Consider the following 16,473-nt stretch of genomic DNA (forward strand, 5'->3'; position numbering starts at 1 on the left):
GTTGTTCGCCAACATTCGCGGTGAAGCATAGATTTCCAAAATGTGGAGAACCGCACTCCTGATTGTGCTGATACTGGTCCTTGGACTTTCTACCGGCTGGTATTTGCGCGGCGAAGCCGCCAAAACTGCATGCGAACGTGTGGGGGGCGAATGGGCGCCTAACAGCGGACATTGCACGGGGGCGCTCTACGGGGACCGCGTGAGCTAGTCGAGCGCTTCCAGCCAATAGCGGGCATTGTCCGCTAACCACCCAGGGCGGAGTTCGTCACCTCGATCCATAGAATCCCTCCCAACCGGTCGGTTCTGGATTGGCGGCGATATACTGTGCGCGAGCTTGGTCATCTAGCGCGCGAAACCAATCCGAGAAATCATGCCAATAGTCTTCGCCCGATCCCATGCGCCATCCCATGCTTTGTCTTTCATAATCAGGGAAAACGATCCAGGGAGGCAACATAGGATCGGGATAAGGCACCCTGTTCTCGCGCATGTGCTGATGTGCTTCGTTCACCATCTTCATTATTTCATCCGCTGACATTGGGCGCTCATCTTCATCACGTGTCGACATCTCTATCCCTGCCCTAGCGGTCACCGCGAAATTGTGAATGGATCACGGCCATTCGATTGTATACGCAACAAGTTGTTACCGCCTGGCCTATGGTTTTGCCAACGTCCGCTATCCACCCAAAGCAGTCATTGATTGCAGCTCGACACTCGGCGATTTATTCACCCCCCGATCTTGCGAAACACCTTGGGATTGACGCTTGCCGCAGAGAGCACGCCGCCCATCAGGGCTCCAGGAATGCCCGGGCTCGCAACATCCTGGCCTGCCAGGTACAGGCCCGGAATGGGGGTTTTGGCCTGCAACGCATCGCACATGACGCGCTCCGGCGTTACATCAACGCCATAGAATGCGCCCTTCCGATGCCCAGTAAAGCTGACAGTCGAAAGCGGTGTCGCCAATTCCCGGTAAACCACCAATTTTGAGAGCTCCGGGAAATATCGCTCAAACTGCGCCATCAAAGTATCTTCGACCCGGCGCTTGAAGTCAGCATAATCATCTCCGCGCATTCCGGCTGGCTTGTCAGCCCATTGAGATACCGAGCTCCAGTCCGTCCAGGCCAGAAGCTGGCCCATATGCCTTTGGCGCGGGCCCGGGTCATGCTGCGGGTCCTTCAATGAACCAAAGGAAGCGGTCATGTGGGGCGGCTCGCCATCTGGTGCTGTTTCCCAAAGAACATCGACCTTTCCGGTTGGATAGATCCAGTGATTGGCCTTGGTCGCACCGGCAGCTTCGATATCACCCTCAAAACCAAGAAAGAGCGTGAAATTGGCAATGCTGGACGGCAGTGCACGAATCTTAGCCATCCATTCACGATAACCACAGTCGCCGGGCAAGAGTGTATCGATAGTCTCCCGTGCTCCGATGTCGGAGATCACGACATTTGCGCGTATCTCGCTCCCGTCATCCGTTTGCACGCCGACTACGGCACCATCATCAAGCAGCAGCTTTTCGACACGCACGCCCGCACGCGCGTCGCCGCCATTCTTGGTGATGGTCGGTACAATCTTCTCGGCAAAAGATGTTGCACCACCCACCGGATACCATGAACCGCTGTGTAAATAAGATGCCGAAATCAACGCATGCATCGCGAAACTTGCTTTGCTCGGTCGTCCCCCATGATCGCCCCATTGGGCGGCCAGGACTGCAGCGAGCTCCGGATGATCGGTGAGGTCGTCGATCACCTCCTGGGTGGTTCGGGCGCACCATTTTGAAATGCTACTCCGGTTCCACCAGTCGAGAATGTCACCAACCATCTCCGGCATCGCCCGAGTTGGAAACACCTTGTACAACGCCTTTCGTCCTTCACGCAGGGCGTGGGTCCAGGCTTCGATTGCCTCGGCCTGATCCGGGAAGCGGTCCTTTAGATCTCTCTCTTGCGCTTCATAGGGACGGGAAAGCGACAATGGTTTTGCCGATCCAATATGTATCGTATCGTATATCGAGCCCAACGACACGAGATCGATGGGCTCGTCCGATATCCAATCGAGCAACTCGCGCGTCGGATCTCCGGGCGCCAACAAGCTCAAATAGTGAATGCCGACGTCCCAAGTGAAGTCGCCTCGCGAAAAACTGTGCGTCAAGCCACCAAGTGTATGATGCTGTTCGAGCAACAGTATCTTTTGGCCCATCCGGCTCAGTGCGGCGGCTGCAGCCATCCCCCCTATTCCCGAGCCAATGACAATGGCGTCCCAATCAGTGTGTTGAGCATCAGTCATCGGTCGATCTCCATTGCTTACAATAGATTACGCGTGGTCCGGACATCGGCTTGCTGCGCAGTCAAATCGCGCATCAGCCGCAAAGCAAATTTGGCAAGAAAGGACCTAGGGCCAGCGACGCTGCAGCGCATTGACCTGAATCAATCGCATCGGAGTGTCCGCCTTCCATCCATTGCGGACTTAGCCGCCCACCAGGCAGCCATCCTCGCTGATCGACATAGGAAAGTCACTCAGCGCGTAGCTGTAGATAACCTGTCGGCCAGGAAATCGAACACTCGGCGTACGCGAGGATTGGTCTTCAATTCCGAGTGCGCGACAAGCCATACAGGCAATGGATCTATTTCGCCGTCCATTTCAATTCTGGAGACTCGTGGTTCAGCTTCCCCCACCTGAACCTGATTGAAGCCCAGCCCATATCCCTCGACGACCATGTTCCAGCATACAATCGGATCATCACTGCGAAACGCAAAGAATTCGCGCTCTATATGAACACCGAACCGCTTCATTCCTGCGATTATGTCTTGGTTTCGATCTGCTCCGACGACAGCGTGCTCGAGTATCTCGCGCATGGTGGTGGGTGCCGGGTGCCGCGCAAGATAGGAATGAGCCGCGAATATCCCGAGTTCAAAATCCCCGACCTTGCGCGCAAAAACGTCCGCCTGAGTCGGCCGATACATGCGGACAGCAATGTCTGCCTCGCGGCGCAACAGGTTTTCGGTTTTATCCGACGCAGTCAGCTCAATATCGATCTCAGGTTCTTCAAGCCGCAAGGCGGCAAGGATCTTCGGCAAGACAAAGGTCGCGACAATCGTGCTGGCAGTGATGCGCACGGTGCCAGAAATCGACATGTCCTTACCTTCTACGGCAAGGGATAATCGACCGGCGGCATCGGCCATTTCGGTGACATGACGCAGTACGGCAATGCCGCGCTTGGTCAGCTCAACACCTCCCACCGCCCGTTCAAACAGACGCGCATCAAGTTGCTGCTCAAGTGTCGATATGTGGCGGCTCAATGTGGCCTGACTGCCGTTCGTTGCGCGCGCAGCGGCCGAGAAAGAGCCATGTTCGCTAACAGCAACAAGGGATTGCAGGAGTGTCCAATCGAGGTTTGCCATCAGTCAATCCATTCATATTTGGATGATTATATGCACATTTTGCGAATTTCCTATCCAATATCGACTGGGCATAAGGGCGTTGTCAACATGATTTGAAAGGAACTCCAAAATGCAAAACCACACCGCACAAACCAAAATCGCTGCCGCTCTTGCCGCACTAGTCTCCACCCTTGTTTCGCTCGCCGCCAGTGTCGGTCCGGCAGTTAACATGGCCATGCCAGTGGCTATCTGAACGTCTGCTTTCGGTCAGAATCGATCACTAGATCTACCTAGGCGACACTCACCCGCCTCAGTTACGGCGAACGACTGGCAATCGGCCGAAAGCGGACATTGGAGTCCACGCAAACGCCGCCGCCGAGGCGTTGTATGTCAACAGGCGTGCGCCACCCGGCAGAGCTAGGTTGCCATTCTCGCCTTGATTGCAACGTCGACGCCCGGCTCAAGAAAATTTGCAATCGCCGTGCCGAGATCTTCGCGTTTGCCAATCTCGCTAGCGGTCGCGATCAGGCCGACATAACCTTCGCTATGCCAATGCCCGGGGGCAACCGCAGGTGGCAGGCTGGCCGCGTCGAGATGGGGCCAGGGATTGATGTAGAGATAGGGCTCGTCATAGCCTTCATCGCCTGGCGACAGGCCAACGCCAATGCCTTTTGCGGTTTCCGGATCGCCCGATTCCAAAGCGATATAGGTAGCGATATCAAAATGATGCGGCCAGCAGCGCACCGGGCTTGGGCCGGGGTCAATGGCTGCATAGGTTTCGGTGATATGCATCAATGATGCGGCTGTCGCGCCAAACCAATCGGCGAGACCCGCAAAGTCACTCGCTGCGATAGCATCTGCATCATATCCCTCGATCGCTGCCGCATCGTCTGGCAGCGCATAGGGCAATTCGACTGTTGAGGCCCGGCTATGTCCATTGGCGACCAGCTGATCGTCGAGCCATTGGGCGACCTCGGCGTCTGACGCGCCGCTCAATGGGAATTGCTCGGCGACACCGGATTGATGCCGGACAAACAGCGTAAAATCGCTGAACCCAAGCCCAACGCGCAGCTCACCAATTGGGTGAGAGACGAACCCGTTTGATGCGGAATCCCATCCAACATTCGACTGACTGTCATCGGGCTCCGCAACAAGATTGGCCCGGGCTGCGCGGGTGACATGCTGCAGCGCTTTATGCGCGTGATTGCGGGCCGAGCGAAGCGCATCCGCTTGGCCGACGGAAATCCCTTCTTGATTGTCGGCCATTATTGCACGCCTCCGAAAGCAACGCCGGACAGTTCTGTCATCTCGCGTTTCCATGTTGTCAGGTCGTCCGCATTGAATTTCGAGAGGTGATCATGGCCGCAAGCTCGCGCCATCACTTGCATCAGCTCGACGCTGGCATCGAAGAAATTCTTGAGCTGGCCGGCCGATTTGTCGGCAAGCAGGCGGCTTACAAGGTGCGGCTTCTGGGTGGCGATGCCGACCGGGCAGTTGTTCGTATGGCAAGCGCGCATTGCGATGCAGCCAATCGCCTGCATCGCCGAGTTGGAGACCGCGATTGCGTCAGCGCCCAGTGCCATGGCCTTGATGAAATCTGCCGGTTTTCTGAGGCCACCGGTGGCGACCAGCGTCACACCATTTGCGTTCGAGCTATCCAGATGCCGCCGTGCACGTGCCAGGGCCGGGATAGTCGGGACTGAAATATTGTCGCGGAAGATGATCGGGGCTGCGCCCGTGCCGCCGCCGCGGCCGTCAAGGATGATATAGTCGACGCCCACTTCGAGCGCGGCATCGATATCCTTCTCAATATGCTGGGCTGACAATTTGAATCCGATCGGAATGCCGCCGGTTCGGCTGCGCACTTCGTCGGCGAATTCCTTGATCTGGCTGACTTCGGTCCAGTCGGGAAAGCGCGGCGGGGAAATCGCAGATTCGCCTTCGGCCAGGCCGCGCACCTCAGCAATCTTGCCTTTGACCTTTTCACCTGGAAGATGGCCGCCAGTGCCGGTTTTTGCGCCCTGGCCACCCTTGAAGTGAAAGGCCTGCACGCGTTCAAGCTTGTCCCAGCTAAAGCCAAAACGGGCCGATGCCAGTTCATAGAAATAGCGGCTATTCTCGGCTTGCTCCTCAGCCAGCATACCGCCTTCTCCCGAACAGATGCCGGTACCGGCCAGTTCGGCGCCCATGGCGAGCGCGACCTTGGCGGTTTCCGACAAGGCGCCGAAACTCATGTCAGAGACAAAAAGCGGAATGGCGAGTTTGAGGGGTTTTTGCGCATTGGGTCCGATGACCACCTCGGTTGCCACGGGATCGTCATCGAGCAGCGGCGGACGATGCAGCTGCGCGGTGAGGAGTTGGATATCATCCCAATCGGGCAATTCGTGGCGCGGCACGCCCATCGCCGCGACGGCACCGTGATGCCCGGTCTTTGAGAGGCCATCTTTCGCATATTGCTGGATCAGGCCGGTATAAGGTTCTTCTTCTGTGCCATGGCTGGTGTCAGCATAGAGGCCGAGATAAGCATCACGATCAAAGGGTTGCGGGCTGGCGTGGTGCCACGCGGCGATTTCGTCTTCATCGACCAGGATTTCGCCATCCTGAATCCAGCTTTCAAACTTCTGCAATGCTTCTTCATTCGCATAGCTCGAAACGCCGCTGTCGAGCCGGTAATCCCAGTCGTGAACACCGCAGATCAGATTGTCATTGGCGTCGACATGGCCATCAGCCATCAGCGCGCCGCGATGCAGGCAACGGCCATACATCACCGATACTTTCTCATCGAAGCGAACGATAACGAGATCGACATTGGCGACCAGCGCATATGTCGGTGTCCGGTCCTCAAGTTCGTCCCATTTGGCTATGGCAATTTTTGACATCTCAATCCCCTGACTTGATCTGTTGTGGTGAGGTCGCAGCGTCGTCTTCGACGCGCTCGAATGGATCCGCGACGTCCATTGTTTCAGCGCACTCACCCATTTGTTCGGTGCGGCGCGCGTATAGGTTACCAAGCGGGAGGGCGCTCATCCCGTGCAGGAGAGCGCTGATCCATACCGCATTGATGGCGATGACGAGGATGGGTTCGGCCCAGGCTTCGCCGACCTGCGGTATGATCAGCAGTGCGAACAGGGCCGTTGCGAGGCCGCGCGGCCCAAACCAGCCGAAGAAGAGCCGAGTTGCGGGCGCAGCGTCCGTGCCGATCAGCGAGAGCCAGATTGCGAGCGGCCGAACGATGAAAAGGCTGGCGAAGATCAAACCCATAATGGGCCAGCTAAGATGCTCAATCGCCTCGGGCAGCAATACAAAGCCGAGCAGGAAGAAGGCGGCCCACATTAAGAGCTGGCCTTCGCCCTCGGTAAATTCGAACAGGAATTCGCAGCGACCCTGGAGGAGATTGCCGAAGCACAATCCGCCGACGAACGCCGCGATAAACCCGTTACCGCCGATCGCGGTCGCTCCGAGATAGCAGAGCCCGGCCAGCGAAAGGGCAGCAATGCCTTCATAGGTCCGGCTGGTCCAACCGCGACGATTGACATGCAAGGTGATCCAGCCACCGGCCAGGCCAATCACAATTCCGGCGAGGGGCCCAAGTAGCACCTGGCCGAGGCCAAATAACAGCCAGCCCTGGGCATCCTGTGTTGCCATTTCTCCGAGCAGTGCCGCGAGCAGCAGGATGATCGGCAACGCAAGGCCATCATTGAGGCCACTTTCGACCGTCAGGCCGCGCCGCACCCGCTCGGGTACGCGCAGATTGGTGACGATTGATTGGCCCAGCGCCGCGTCGGTCGGAGCGAGCAAGGCGGCGACCAATGCCAGAGCGACGAGTGGCCAGCCGGGCAGGAGGAGATAGCCCGCGCCCGTGCCAATCAGCACCGCCAGTGGCAGCCCGACAAGCAGCATGCGCTGCGGCCAGACATGCTGTTTTCGGAACTGCATCAGATCGACTTGTGACGCGTCCAGGAACAGCAGGATTACCAGCGTGGTTTCGGCCACTGCGTGGAGGATCGGTTCACCAGCCTCGGGATCGGCCCATCCGGTCCCAGAAATCAGGAAGCCGGCTGCGAGAAAGAAAATCGGTGCAGTCAGGATCGTGCGCTCAAACCGCTTCGCGAGCCAGGCGAAACCGACAGCACATGCCGCGGCGTAGATTAGTGCCGTTTCACCCAAGCTTTTTCCCCTTCCCATTGTAATGGCAGCACGTCACTGTGCGTCAATGTACCATCCTTAGATGCGCGCCGAGCGCCCTTGGTTACACTTCTCCTCTCCCGTGATAGATGTGCGGCAATGGGGAACGGGATATCAGAGCAAGTGAAGCAGGTCTCAAAGCCGGAGATTGAAGCGCAGATGGACCCTAGCCAGATCGAAATTCTGATGCGCGAACATTCGGGCTGGATGCTTGCCCTGTGCCGGCGGTTGCTCGGTGAAACGGCGCTGGCCGAGGATGGTGTGCAAGACGCGATGATTAGTGCATTCCGCAAGCTGCCGCAGCTTGAAGACCCACTTGCGCTCAAGGCCTGGCTCTATCGCGTTACGCTGAACAGCTGCCTGTCGATCCTGCGGGCGCGTCGCCGCCAGGAGCAAGAATTGCCGGATGGCAATTTTCCCGAATTTGATGCGAATGGATGCCGGATCGAGCCGGTCTGGACGCATTTTGAATCGCCTGAAGACCTTCTGAGCCGCGACGAAACCCGCGTATTCGTGCTCGCAAAGATCGCCGAACTGCCGGAGAAATATCGTTTGCTTATCCTGCTGCGCGATATTGAAGAGCTGTCCACGGCGGAAACGGCCGAACTGCTGGGATTGAGCAAAAGCAACACCAAGGTACGTCTGCACCGGGCGCGTAACGCTCTCAAACGCCTGCTTGAGCCGATGATGCGGGGAGAAGCGACATGATCACCAAAGGGATCAATTTTCCGCCTGCCATGAAACGCGTGATGTCAAAACTGCCCCTGATGATCGATTGCCAGGAGTTCGAGACCTTCATCATCGCCTATTTCGACGACGAACTCACGCCACGCCAGCGCCTCATTTTCAATATGCATTTGCGGGTGTGCCGCGAGTGCCGCGAATATCTGCGGGCCTATCAGGCATCGATGACACTTGCCCGCGCGAGTGCAGCATCAGCCGAAACCGAGTTACCCGAACTGCCGGAGGATTTGATCGTCGCAGTTGTCGACGCGCTGAGTGATGGAGATGGTCCGGATCGTGACAGTTAGACCAACTCAACGAGCAACCCGTATTGTCGAAGACCTGCAATAGGCGGTCACTAATAAGCCGACAGCCAATGAACGACCGCTTTCGGCCAATAGCGGACATCTGTCGTCAGTCGAGAGATTGCACGGCCTCTATGGCTTGTTCATACCGTTCATCCCACGAACCGTTGATGGTGATCCAGTTCGCCCCGGCGGCAATGAGTTCTTCACGGCAAAGGTTATCGAATTTCAATCGCTGTTTGTTCGAGCCAAACAGTCGTAATCCATCATCAATCCACTCGGTGTCTGCGGCGAGATAGAGATAAAGGTCAGCTATCGGAAATGCCGGGCAATTGAGCGGTGCATCAAATATCATACGATGCCAGGCCCGAGTCATGAGCCAGTCCGTATCGCAGGGCAGGATTAAACCGCTCCATTCCTTGGCCGAGGCGATCATTGCCTGTTGAGCTGCCGCAATCAACGATAGATCAGACTGCGACAGTTCGGTCCCATGAACAACGCAATGTGATCGGCCATATTCCGGTACCCAACAACTCTTGAGTTCATCGGCAAGAGAGGCGGCCAAGGTTGATTTGCCGCTGCTCTCGATCCCGTGCAACACAACCGTTTTGACCATGTCCCTTCGGACAGGCCCGGGCAAGTGCGTCCATTCCGCAGACAAATCCTCACGGATCTTCTGGCCCGATAATCCGCCTAGTCCATTCTGATCGGCATCGATAATCCGTCCGCCCAAAGGCACGAATTTACCACCGACCTGTTTTGCGAGTTCGTCGCCATATTCTTCGCCCGCGAACAGCAAATCAATGGGTTCGGGGTGCGCCCGCTGCACAATTTCCCGCCATATTGGCCAAAATTCTTCACTTTCGTCCGGATGCTGAGGTACTTCAGCGCCATTCCCAATCAGCCGAGATTGGGGGAACAGCTGACGCATCCATTCCATGCGGAGTTCGCCTGCGATTGGGTCGTCCGGTAACCAGCAAACGAGAATAGTAAGTTGGTCGCACATCATTTCAGCCGCCCGGCACAGCGCAATATGGCCAGCATGCGGAGGCATGAACTTACCTAACAAAAATCCCCGCGATGTCATATTTGGCTTTGCTCCGCCGCCCGTTTTCTACCCGCTCGCCACCAAACGATCAGGCCTGTTGTCGCCAATACCAGAAACACCGCATACAGTCCGGCCGTGAGGTAAAGCTCACGGCTCAGGAACAGCCAAATCGCAATGATGTCGACAAAGATCCAGTAGATCCAATTTTCTATCCGGCGGAGCGCAAGCAAAATTTGTGCGGTGATGCTGGCAGCGGATACTGTCGCATCGGGATAGGGGGCTACCGCATCCGTCCAAGTGCCTAAGGCATAGGCCAGACCCATGGTCACACCCGCAGTTACTCCCAACCAGAGGACTATCGAGCTCAAATCGGTCCATCGGACATTGAGTGTTCCCTCGTGTTCGATAGCCCGCGACCATCTCCACCATCCATAGAATTGGATGACGACAAAAAATATCTGAAGACCGGCCTCGCCATACAGTTTGGCATCGAAGAAGATGTATCCATAAAGCGATACCATCACGATGCCGAACGGATAGTTCCAAACATTTCTCCTGACGATCAGAGTGACATTTGCAATGCCAAGCGCAACCGCCAGCGCTTCGATCAACACCAAGTTACTCCTAAATTGGCATTCCCCTTGGGTCAGGGATGGTTGAGGCTAACCGTTTCCTTGTTATCCAACAAGGAAACGAGGTCCGCTTGTGGCCGAAAGCGGACATAGACCGTGACGGTAGCGGCGGCCTGGTTTGCACTGGCTGACTTGCCTCCTACCTCAGCAGAGCGTACCGCGCCGCGATGATCTGACGGAACACTTTCATTGACGCAATATTCGCTCTTTTCCAGGCCATGCTCCCGGGGACCAAGAAATGCTGAACCCTAATGATGGTGACGAGGCGGCGTCTGTGCCACCTGGCGACACCCAAGCGAATGAAGCCGCAGGATCCGCTGCGAGCTCCGGAACCACACCGATCGATCCGCGACAGCTGGTTCAGGCACTGAAAGCGTTCAATGACCCGCAGCCATGGCGAAGCGGATTCGAACTCGCGATCACGCTGGTTTCTTTCGTGTTCTTGAGCTGGATAATGCTGGCCGCAGTAGGGGCTGGCTATCTTCTCGCACTTGTACTCACCGTCCCGGCGGGACTCTTTTTGCTCAGGGTGTTCCTGATCCAGCATGATTGTGGCCATGGGGCGTTCTTGCCTGGCAGGTCCAGCAACGACTGGCTTGGCAGGGCGCTTGGTGTGCTGACTCTCACTCCCTACGATTGCTGGAGGAGGTCTCATGCGCTGCACCATGCGGGCACCGGCAATCTTGATAGGCGTGGGCTCGGTGACGTCGACACACTGACTGTTCGTGAGTTCCAATCGCTGTCCAGATTCAAACAAATCCTCTACCGCATATACCGACACCCGGTCATTCTGTTCGGGCTCGGCCCCGCCTATTTGTTCTTGCTGCGTCACCGGCTCCCGATCGGGCTGATGAAGGCCGGGACGGTATATTGGGTCAGCGCGATCGCAACCAACGCCTTATTGGCTCTGCTGTTGGCCGCGCTCGCCATCCAGTTCGGCATCGGCGCTGTTGTTTTGGTCGTCCTGCCTGTGGTGTTATTCGCCGCCTCGGTGGGCGTCTGGTTATTCTATGTCCAGCATCAGTTCGAAGCCACTCACTGGCACCAGGACGCCGAGTGGTCTTTCCACGATGCTGCATTTCGGGGGAGCTCGCACCTCGATCTTCCTCCCGTGCTACGCTGGTTCACAGCCAATATCGGCGTTCACCACGTCCATCACCTCGCTAGCCGGATTCCCTTTTATCGGCTTCCCGAAGTGCTAAGGGCGTATCCGCACTTGCGAACTATAAACCGGCTCACCGCTCCCCAGACGATCGGAACGCTGCGCCTCGCTCTGTGGGACGAGGATCAACGACGGCTGATCCCTTTTCAATAAGCATCGCCAATGCCCGCTATGGCTGGAAAGCGGACGTCTCGTCGTCAGCCGTCCGTGATGATCTTCCAGTCCAGGTCAAAGCGAGCGAGGTATTTTCGCAGCCGATCAGCGTCATTCGCACTTTTCCGCCTCAGTCGCGACGCGGCGAACAGCTTTCGTCCAGCCTCGGATAGAGTCCGGCTTGCTTGGCAAGTGCGAATGGCCTCGACCAGCTGGACCCGGTCAAAGGGATCAATTTGATCGATAGCGCCCTGATCCAGATATGCATCTAGCATGTCTGTCGATGCCGACCGATCGACACCCCAAAGATTTTCGAGACGGTTGATTTCGGCGGTAACCATCGATTTTCCAATTCGCCCGGTCGAGGAAAGTGTGGCCATCCGCGTTACGCTTGATGCCAAGTCACGGAAATTCCCTGACCAGATCGCGGCCGGTGAGGTCGCAAAATCCAGGTACCGGTTGCGCGCTTCCATGTTGAATTGCACGCGACTGCCTTCTCGTTCAGCAAAGCGGTCCAGCTCATAATCGAGATTGGGCTCGATATCCTCTCGCCGTTCGGCAAGTCCCGGCAATGAGAAGGTCCAAAGGTTGAGACGGGCCAAGAGATCTTCGCGAAAGCTCCCGCCAACAACCGCGTCGGCCAGGTTACTGTTGGTTCCTGCGATCAACTGGAAGTCGGAGGCCGATTCCGCATCGGCTCCGACCGGCAGGAAGCGTTTCTCCTCGACTGCCCGTAAGATTATGGCCTGCTCATCAAGCCCCAATTCGCCTATTTCGTCCAGGAACAGCATTCCCGTATCAGCAGATTTGAGCAGGCCCGCCCGGCCCTCAATAGCTCCGGTGAATGCGCCTTTGCGATGTCCGAAGAGCGCTGACATCGCGCTATCGCCTTTCAGTGTGGCGCAGTTTACCTCAACGAACGGTCCGGCAATCTGATGCTTAAGACGCTTGAGCTCATAGATGCGCCGGGCAAGCTGACTCTTCCCAGCGCCGGTCGGTCCCATTAGTAGGATCGGTGCCGTGGATCGGATGGCGACCTGCTCAATCTCGTCGATCATGCGATTGAAAGCAGTGTTCTGCGTGTCGATACCCGACTTCAGGAAGGATGTACTTTCCTCGACCTCTCCGGCGAAACGGCTTGCAATGCTGTCATAGCGCGAGAGATCAAGATCGATCGTTGTCCAGCTGCCGGCCGCCCGTGGGGCACCACCGCGCTCGGGTTGGGTCTGGAGTAGCTTGCCAGGCAGGTAGCGGGCTTCGGTAAGCAAGAAGAGACAGATCTGCGCGACATGCGTGCCGGTCGTGATGTGGATCAGATAGTCATTTGCCTCGGGATCAAAATCAAAGCCCCGGGTGAAATCGAGAAGCTTGCCATAAACCTCCTCAAAATCCCAAGGATCGTCGAAATCGACCAGATGGCGCTGGACGGAGGTTTCGGGGGAAACAGATTCAATGTCGTCCGCAATGAACTGGGCCAAGCGACCGTGCCGATCGCCGTGCAACATGACGAAGTTATCGACCCTCAGATCTTCATGCATATGGATGCCAACGCTGGGTCGCCACTTGTTCCAGCGTGTCGGGCCATATTTGGACGCATCGAGCGTCGATCCCAAAAATCCGATAACGGTCAGCGGTTTCATATTTATACTATCATATAAAATATGCGCTCTGTCGATATAAAATGTTGATTTCGGACTCTCTCGGATTTTCGACCAAACATTCAAGAATGGCAGTTTTCTGGCAATTTTCTGCGCTTCTCAGAAACTGGCATGCAATCTGCAATGTATCGTGCGTCGTCGGTTCGCAAACATCTCCGACGATACAGCGGCGGAAGGGGCGGCCGGAATCGGCCGGTCGCCCCAAAGGATTTGAACGGCAGGGCGTAGCTCAGCTTGCGAAGAGTACCGGCCTTGGAAGCCGGGGGTCGTTGGTTCGAATCCAACCGCCCTGACCAGTTTTTAAAGGAGGTCAATCATGACCGATAGCTATGAATTTCAGCATGTCGAAGGCGGTGTGCCGATCAAAATGTGGACCAAGGGAGTGCCCGTTGATGAGGGCGCCCGGGACCAGCTTTCGCGCGCAGCCCAGATGCCGTTCGTGTTCAAGCATGTGGCAGCAATGCCCGATGTCCATGTCGGGATTGGCGCGACCGTTGGTTCGGTGATTCCGACCAAGGGCGCTGTCATCCCGGCTGCTGTCGGCGTCGATATCGGCTGTGGCATGATGGCGGCTCGCACTTCGCTTCTGGCGAGCGATTTGCCGGATAATCTGGAAGCCGTTCGCCACGCGATTGAGGCTGCCGTGCCGCACGGTCGCTCGGTGGGACGTGGTCGTCGCGATCATGGCTCCTGGGGCGAACCGCCGGCCGAGGTCATTGAAGCCTGGCGTGCGGTTTCTACGCGCTTTGATCGTATCTGCGAGAAATATCCGCGATTCAAGAATACCAACAACATCGTCCATCTCGGAACGCTGGGTACTGGCAATCACTTCATTGAGCTGTGCCTTGATACCGAGTCCCGAGTGTGGGTGATGTTGCATTCCGGATCGCGCGGTGTGGGCAATCGTATCGGCTCGTCGTTCATCGAACTGGCGCGTGAAGATATGCGCAATTGGTTCATCAACCTGCCGGACAAGGACCTCGCCTATTTTGCCGAAGGCACCGATCATTTCGATGATTATGTCGAAGCGGTCGAATGGGCGCAGGACTTTGCCGCGCTGAACCGTCGCGTGATGATGGCAAATGTGATCCGTGCCCTGCGCACGCAGATCACCAAGCCATTCGATGCGGATGTCGAAGCGGTAAACTGTCATCACAATTATGTGACGCGGGAAAACCATTTCGGCGAGAATATCCTCGTAACCCGGAAGGGCGCTGTACGCGCGGCTGAAGGATCGATGGGGATCATTCCCGGATCAATGGGCGCCAAGAGCTTCATCGTACGCGGGCTCGGCAATGCTGAGTCCTTCCATAGCTGTAGCCATGGTGCGGGCCGTGTAATGTCCCGTACCCAGGCCAAAAAGGAAGTGACGATCGAAGAGCATCGCGCGGATACGGCGGGTGTCGAGTGCCGGAAAGATGCCGGTGTCATCGACGAAACGCCCAAAGCGTATAAGCCGATCGACAAGGTCATGGCTGCACAGGCCGATCTTGTGGAAATCGTCCATACGTTGAAACAGGTGGTATGCGTGAAGGGGTGACCCTTCACGCATCCAGAAGTTGGAAGAGAGACAATGATTACGATTGACGGCTCGGCGGGCGAAGGAGGTGGGCAGATTTTGCGCACTGCAGTTGCGCTCGCCCTGGTTACCGAACAGCCGTTCAAGATTGAGAATATCCGTGGCAAGCGGAAAAAGCCTGGGCTGATGCGTCAGCATCTGACTAGCGTTGCGGCGGCGTGCGAGATTGGAAATGCAGACTGTAGCGGACTGGAAATTGGCAGTTCTGAACTTGTCTTCCGGCCTGGGGCTGTCCGCGCCGGTAGCTATCGTTTTGCGGTTGGCACGGCTGGCAGCACCGGGCTTGTCCTTCAGACCATTTTGCTGCCGCTCGCCTTGGCCGGCGGTCCATCACATGTCGCGATCGAAGGCGGCACGCATAATTCCGGCGCACCGCCTTTTGACTTTCTCGAGCGCAGCTTTCTGCCGATACTCGGCAAGATGGGGCCAGATGTGCAACTGCGCCTGGCGCGGCATGGATTTTTTCCGCGCGGTGGTGGCCGCATTGAGGCGGAGATTACTCCATCGTCGCTGCGCCGGATTGAATGTGTCGATCGCGGTTTGCTGAAATCGCACCAGGCCATGGTGCTCAGCGCTGGCCTGCCACGTGAAATTGCCGAGCGTGAAATTAAGGTTCTGGCCGCCAATCTCGACTGGTCGGACGAGTCAATCGTGAAGCGCGATCTTCCAGGAGATCAGGGGCCGGGCAATATTGTCGTGCTTGAATCGGCCTATGAACAGGTGACCGAGGTGGTGGCTGGCTTTGCCAAGATGGGATTGCCGGCGGAGCGCGTGGCCAAGCAGGCCGCTGCACGGATGCTCGGCTATGATAAATCTACAGCCTTTGCCGGGCCGTATCTCGCCGACCAGCTGCTGTTGCCAATGGCCTTGGCCGGCGGCGGACGCTTTACGACCGTCAAGCCCAGCCAGCATACGCTGACCAATATCGACACGATCAAACTGTTCACCGGGCGGTCGATTTCGATCGAACAAACCCAAGACGGAACCCATCTGGTACGGATCTGAAGCCCATAAACCGGCACTGCAAATGCCGGGGTGACGGTTCAGCAAGCCACTGGCAATCAAAGGACACTTCAGTGCCCCAACCAATGACAGAAATGACGCCCGATCTTGTCATGGAAGGCCTGTCTGTGTGGATACATGGCAGAGAGTTCCCCGATTCTAACGATTTTTGGGACGGGAACTGGCTTAGGCTCCGAGCAACAATGGCCGCCGATGAAGCCAAGGTGACCATTGACGGAGCCTATCTTAGAATTGAAGATTTCGCTCGATTCCACAAACAGCTTGCCGAGATGCATTCATCATTGAGCGGAGAAGCCGCGTTGGGAGGATTGGAACCCAATATCTCGTTGACGCTCAAAATGCATCGCACTGGCCATGTCGCCGGGAGCGTAGAAATCACGCCAGATCACGTCGAGCAATTTCACCGGTTCGAATTTGGTTTGGATCAGTCCTATTTGCCGCCGATATTGGATTCGTTGGAGGCCCTCTTGGCAGCATATCCTGTTCGCGATTCATCGCGCTCGTGAGACCTGCCTAATAGTGGGCCGCATAGGAAGTTGAATTTCGGCTGCTTCGAGCTTGAAAGCGGTTGGAGATTGCTCGCCCATATGGGATGCGGCTTGGCATCGCGGTTTCGACGATGCATGCTTCTCGT

At 56.8% G+C, this 16,473-nt stretch carries 15 protein-coding genes, 1 tRNA gene and 1 pseudogene; 7 read left to right on the plus strand and 10 right to left on the minus strand.

Features of this window, described 5'->3' with window-relative positions; genetic code table 11:
- Positions 1-265 precede the first annotated feature (265 nt).
- The 7 genes and pseudogenes from HFP51_RS00320 to HFP51_RS00345 form a co-directional block, all read right to left on the minus strand.
- Positions 266-565 carry a hypothetical protein gene (locus tag HFP51_RS00320; RefSeq protein WP_176873784.1) on the minus strand — a complete coding sequence of 100 codons (300 nt, stop codon included), beginning with the start codon at positions 563-565 and terminating at the stop codon, positions 266-268.
- 158 nt (positions 566-723) lie between these two features.
- Positions 724-2,277 carry an NAD(P)/FAD-dependent oxidoreductase gene (locus HFP51_RS00325; protein ID WP_176873785.1) on the minus strand — a complete coding sequence of 518 codons (1,554 nt, stop codon included), beginning with the start codon at positions 2,275-2,277 and terminating at the stop codon, positions 724-726.
- A gap of 230 nt (positions 2,278-2,507) precedes the next feature.
- On the minus strand, positions 2,508-3,173 hold the full coding sequence (locus tag HFP51_RS00330) for a LysR substrate-binding domain-containing protein (protein ID WP_255454716.1): 666 nt from the start codon (positions 3,171-3,173) through the stop codon (positions 2,508-2,510).
- 87 nt (positions 3,174-3,260) lie between these two features.
- Positions 3,261-3,392 (minus strand): annotated as a pseudogene (locus HFP51_RS14770) (LysR family transcriptional regulator); the annotation flags it as partial.
- Between the two features lie 396 nt (positions 3,393-3,788).
- On the minus strand, positions 3,789-4,637 hold the full coding sequence (locus HFP51_RS00335) for a hypothetical protein (protein ID WP_176873787.1): 849 nt from the start codon (positions 4,635-4,637) through the stop codon (positions 3,789-3,791).
- Entirely contained in the window at positions 4,637-6,250 is a 1,614-nt protein-coding gene (locus HFP51_RS00340) for a glutamate synthase-related protein (RefSeq protein WP_176873788.1), read from the minus strand. The genes HFP51_RS00335 and HFP51_RS00340 overlap by 1 nt, the downstream gene beginning before the upstream one ends.
- 1 nt (position 6,251) lies before the next feature.
- The gene (locus HFP51_RS00345) at positions 6,252-7,538 is read right to left on the minus strand and encodes a sodium:proton antiporter (RefSeq protein ID WP_218135313.1); all 1,287 of its coding nucleotides are present in this window, start codon (positions 7,536-7,538) and stop codon (positions 6,252-6,254) included.
- 141 nt (positions 7,539-7,679) lie between these two features.
- On the opposite strand from HFP51_RS00345, the gene HFP51_RS00350 reads away from it, so the two are divergent.
- Positions 7,680-8,264, plus strand: coding sequence for an RNA polymerase sigma factor (locus HFP51_RS00350; RefSeq protein WP_176873790.1), 585 nt, complete (start codon positions 7,680-7,682; stop codon positions 8,262-8,264).
- Positions 8,261-8,587 (plus strand): anti-sigma factor, encoded by a 327-nt coding sequence (locus HFP51_RS00355; RefSeq protein ID WP_176873791.1) that lies wholly within the window; start codon positions 8,261-8,263, stop codon positions 8,585-8,587. Before HFP51_RS00350 ends, HFP51_RS00355 begins: the two co-directional genes overlap by 4 nt.
- 106 nt (positions 8,588-8,693) lie before the next feature.
- Here HFP51_RS00355 and HFP51_RS00360 read toward each other — a convergent pair whose 3' ends face one another.
- Both HFP51_RS00360 and pnuC read right to left on the minus strand, forming a co-directional pair.
- A complete protein-coding gene (locus HFP51_RS00360) occupies positions 8,694-9,638 on the minus strand; it encodes an AAA family ATPase (protein ID WP_370462924.1) in 945 nt (314 codons plus the stop codon).
- Between the two features lie 29 nt (positions 9,639-9,667).
- Complete coding sequence (gene pnuC, locus HFP51_RS00365) at positions 9,668-10,246, minus strand: nicotinamide riboside transporter PnuC (protein ID WP_255454721.1); 579 nt, start codon at positions 10,244-10,246, stop codon at positions 9,668-9,670.
- A gap of 256 nt (positions 10,247-10,502) precedes the next feature.
- Between pnuC and HFP51_RS00370 the strand changes: the two genes are divergently transcribed.
- Entirely contained in the window at positions 10,503-11,579 is a 1,077-nt protein-coding gene (locus HFP51_RS00370; RefSeq protein WP_176873794.1) for a fatty acid desaturase, read from the plus strand.
- Between the two features lie 44 nt (positions 11,580-11,623).
- Here the strand turns inward: HFP51_RS00370 and rtcR are convergent, their stop codons facing one another.
- Complete coding sequence (gene rtcR / locus HFP51_RS00375) at positions 11,624-13,219, minus strand: RNA repair transcriptional activator RtcR (protein ID WP_176873795.1); 1,596 nt, start codon at positions 13,217-13,219, stop codon at positions 11,624-11,626.
- A 236-nt stretch (positions 13,220-13,455) separates the two neighbouring features.
- On the opposite strand from rtcR, the gene HFP51_RS00380 reads away from it, so the two are divergent.
- The 4 genes from HFP51_RS00380 to HFP51_RS00395 all read left to right on the plus strand — a co-directional run bounded on the left by HFP51_RS00380 (position 13,456) and on the right by HFP51_RS00395 (position 16,345).
- Positions 13,456-13,533 (plus strand) — tRNA-Pro (locus HFP51_RS00380).
- A 20-nt stretch (positions 13,534-13,553) separates the two neighbouring features.
- A complete protein-coding gene (locus HFP51_RS00385; protein WP_176873796.1) occupies positions 13,554-14,777 on the plus strand; it encodes an RtcB family protein in 1,224 nt (407 codons plus the stop codon).
- A gap of 33 nt (positions 14,778-14,810) precedes the next feature.
- Positions 14,811-15,821: an RNA 3'-terminal phosphate cyclase gene (rtcA, locus tag HFP51_RS00390; protein ID WP_176873797.1), complete on the plus strand. Its 1,011-nt coding sequence runs from the start codon at positions 14,811-14,813 to the stop codon at positions 15,819-15,821.
- Positions 15,822-15,904: 83 nt separating this feature from the next.
- Positions 15,905-16,345 (plus strand): hypothetical protein, encoded by a 441-nt coding sequence (locus HFP51_RS00395; protein WP_176873798.1) that lies wholly within the window; start codon positions 15,905-15,907, stop codon positions 16,343-16,345.
- Positions 16,346-16,473 lie beyond the last annotated feature (128 nt).

This window comes from Parasphingopyxis sp. CP4 (assembly GCF_013378055.1).
Taxonomy (GTDB): Bacteria; Pseudomonadota; Alphaproteobacteria; order Sphingomonadales; family Sphingomonadaceae; genus Parasphingopyxis.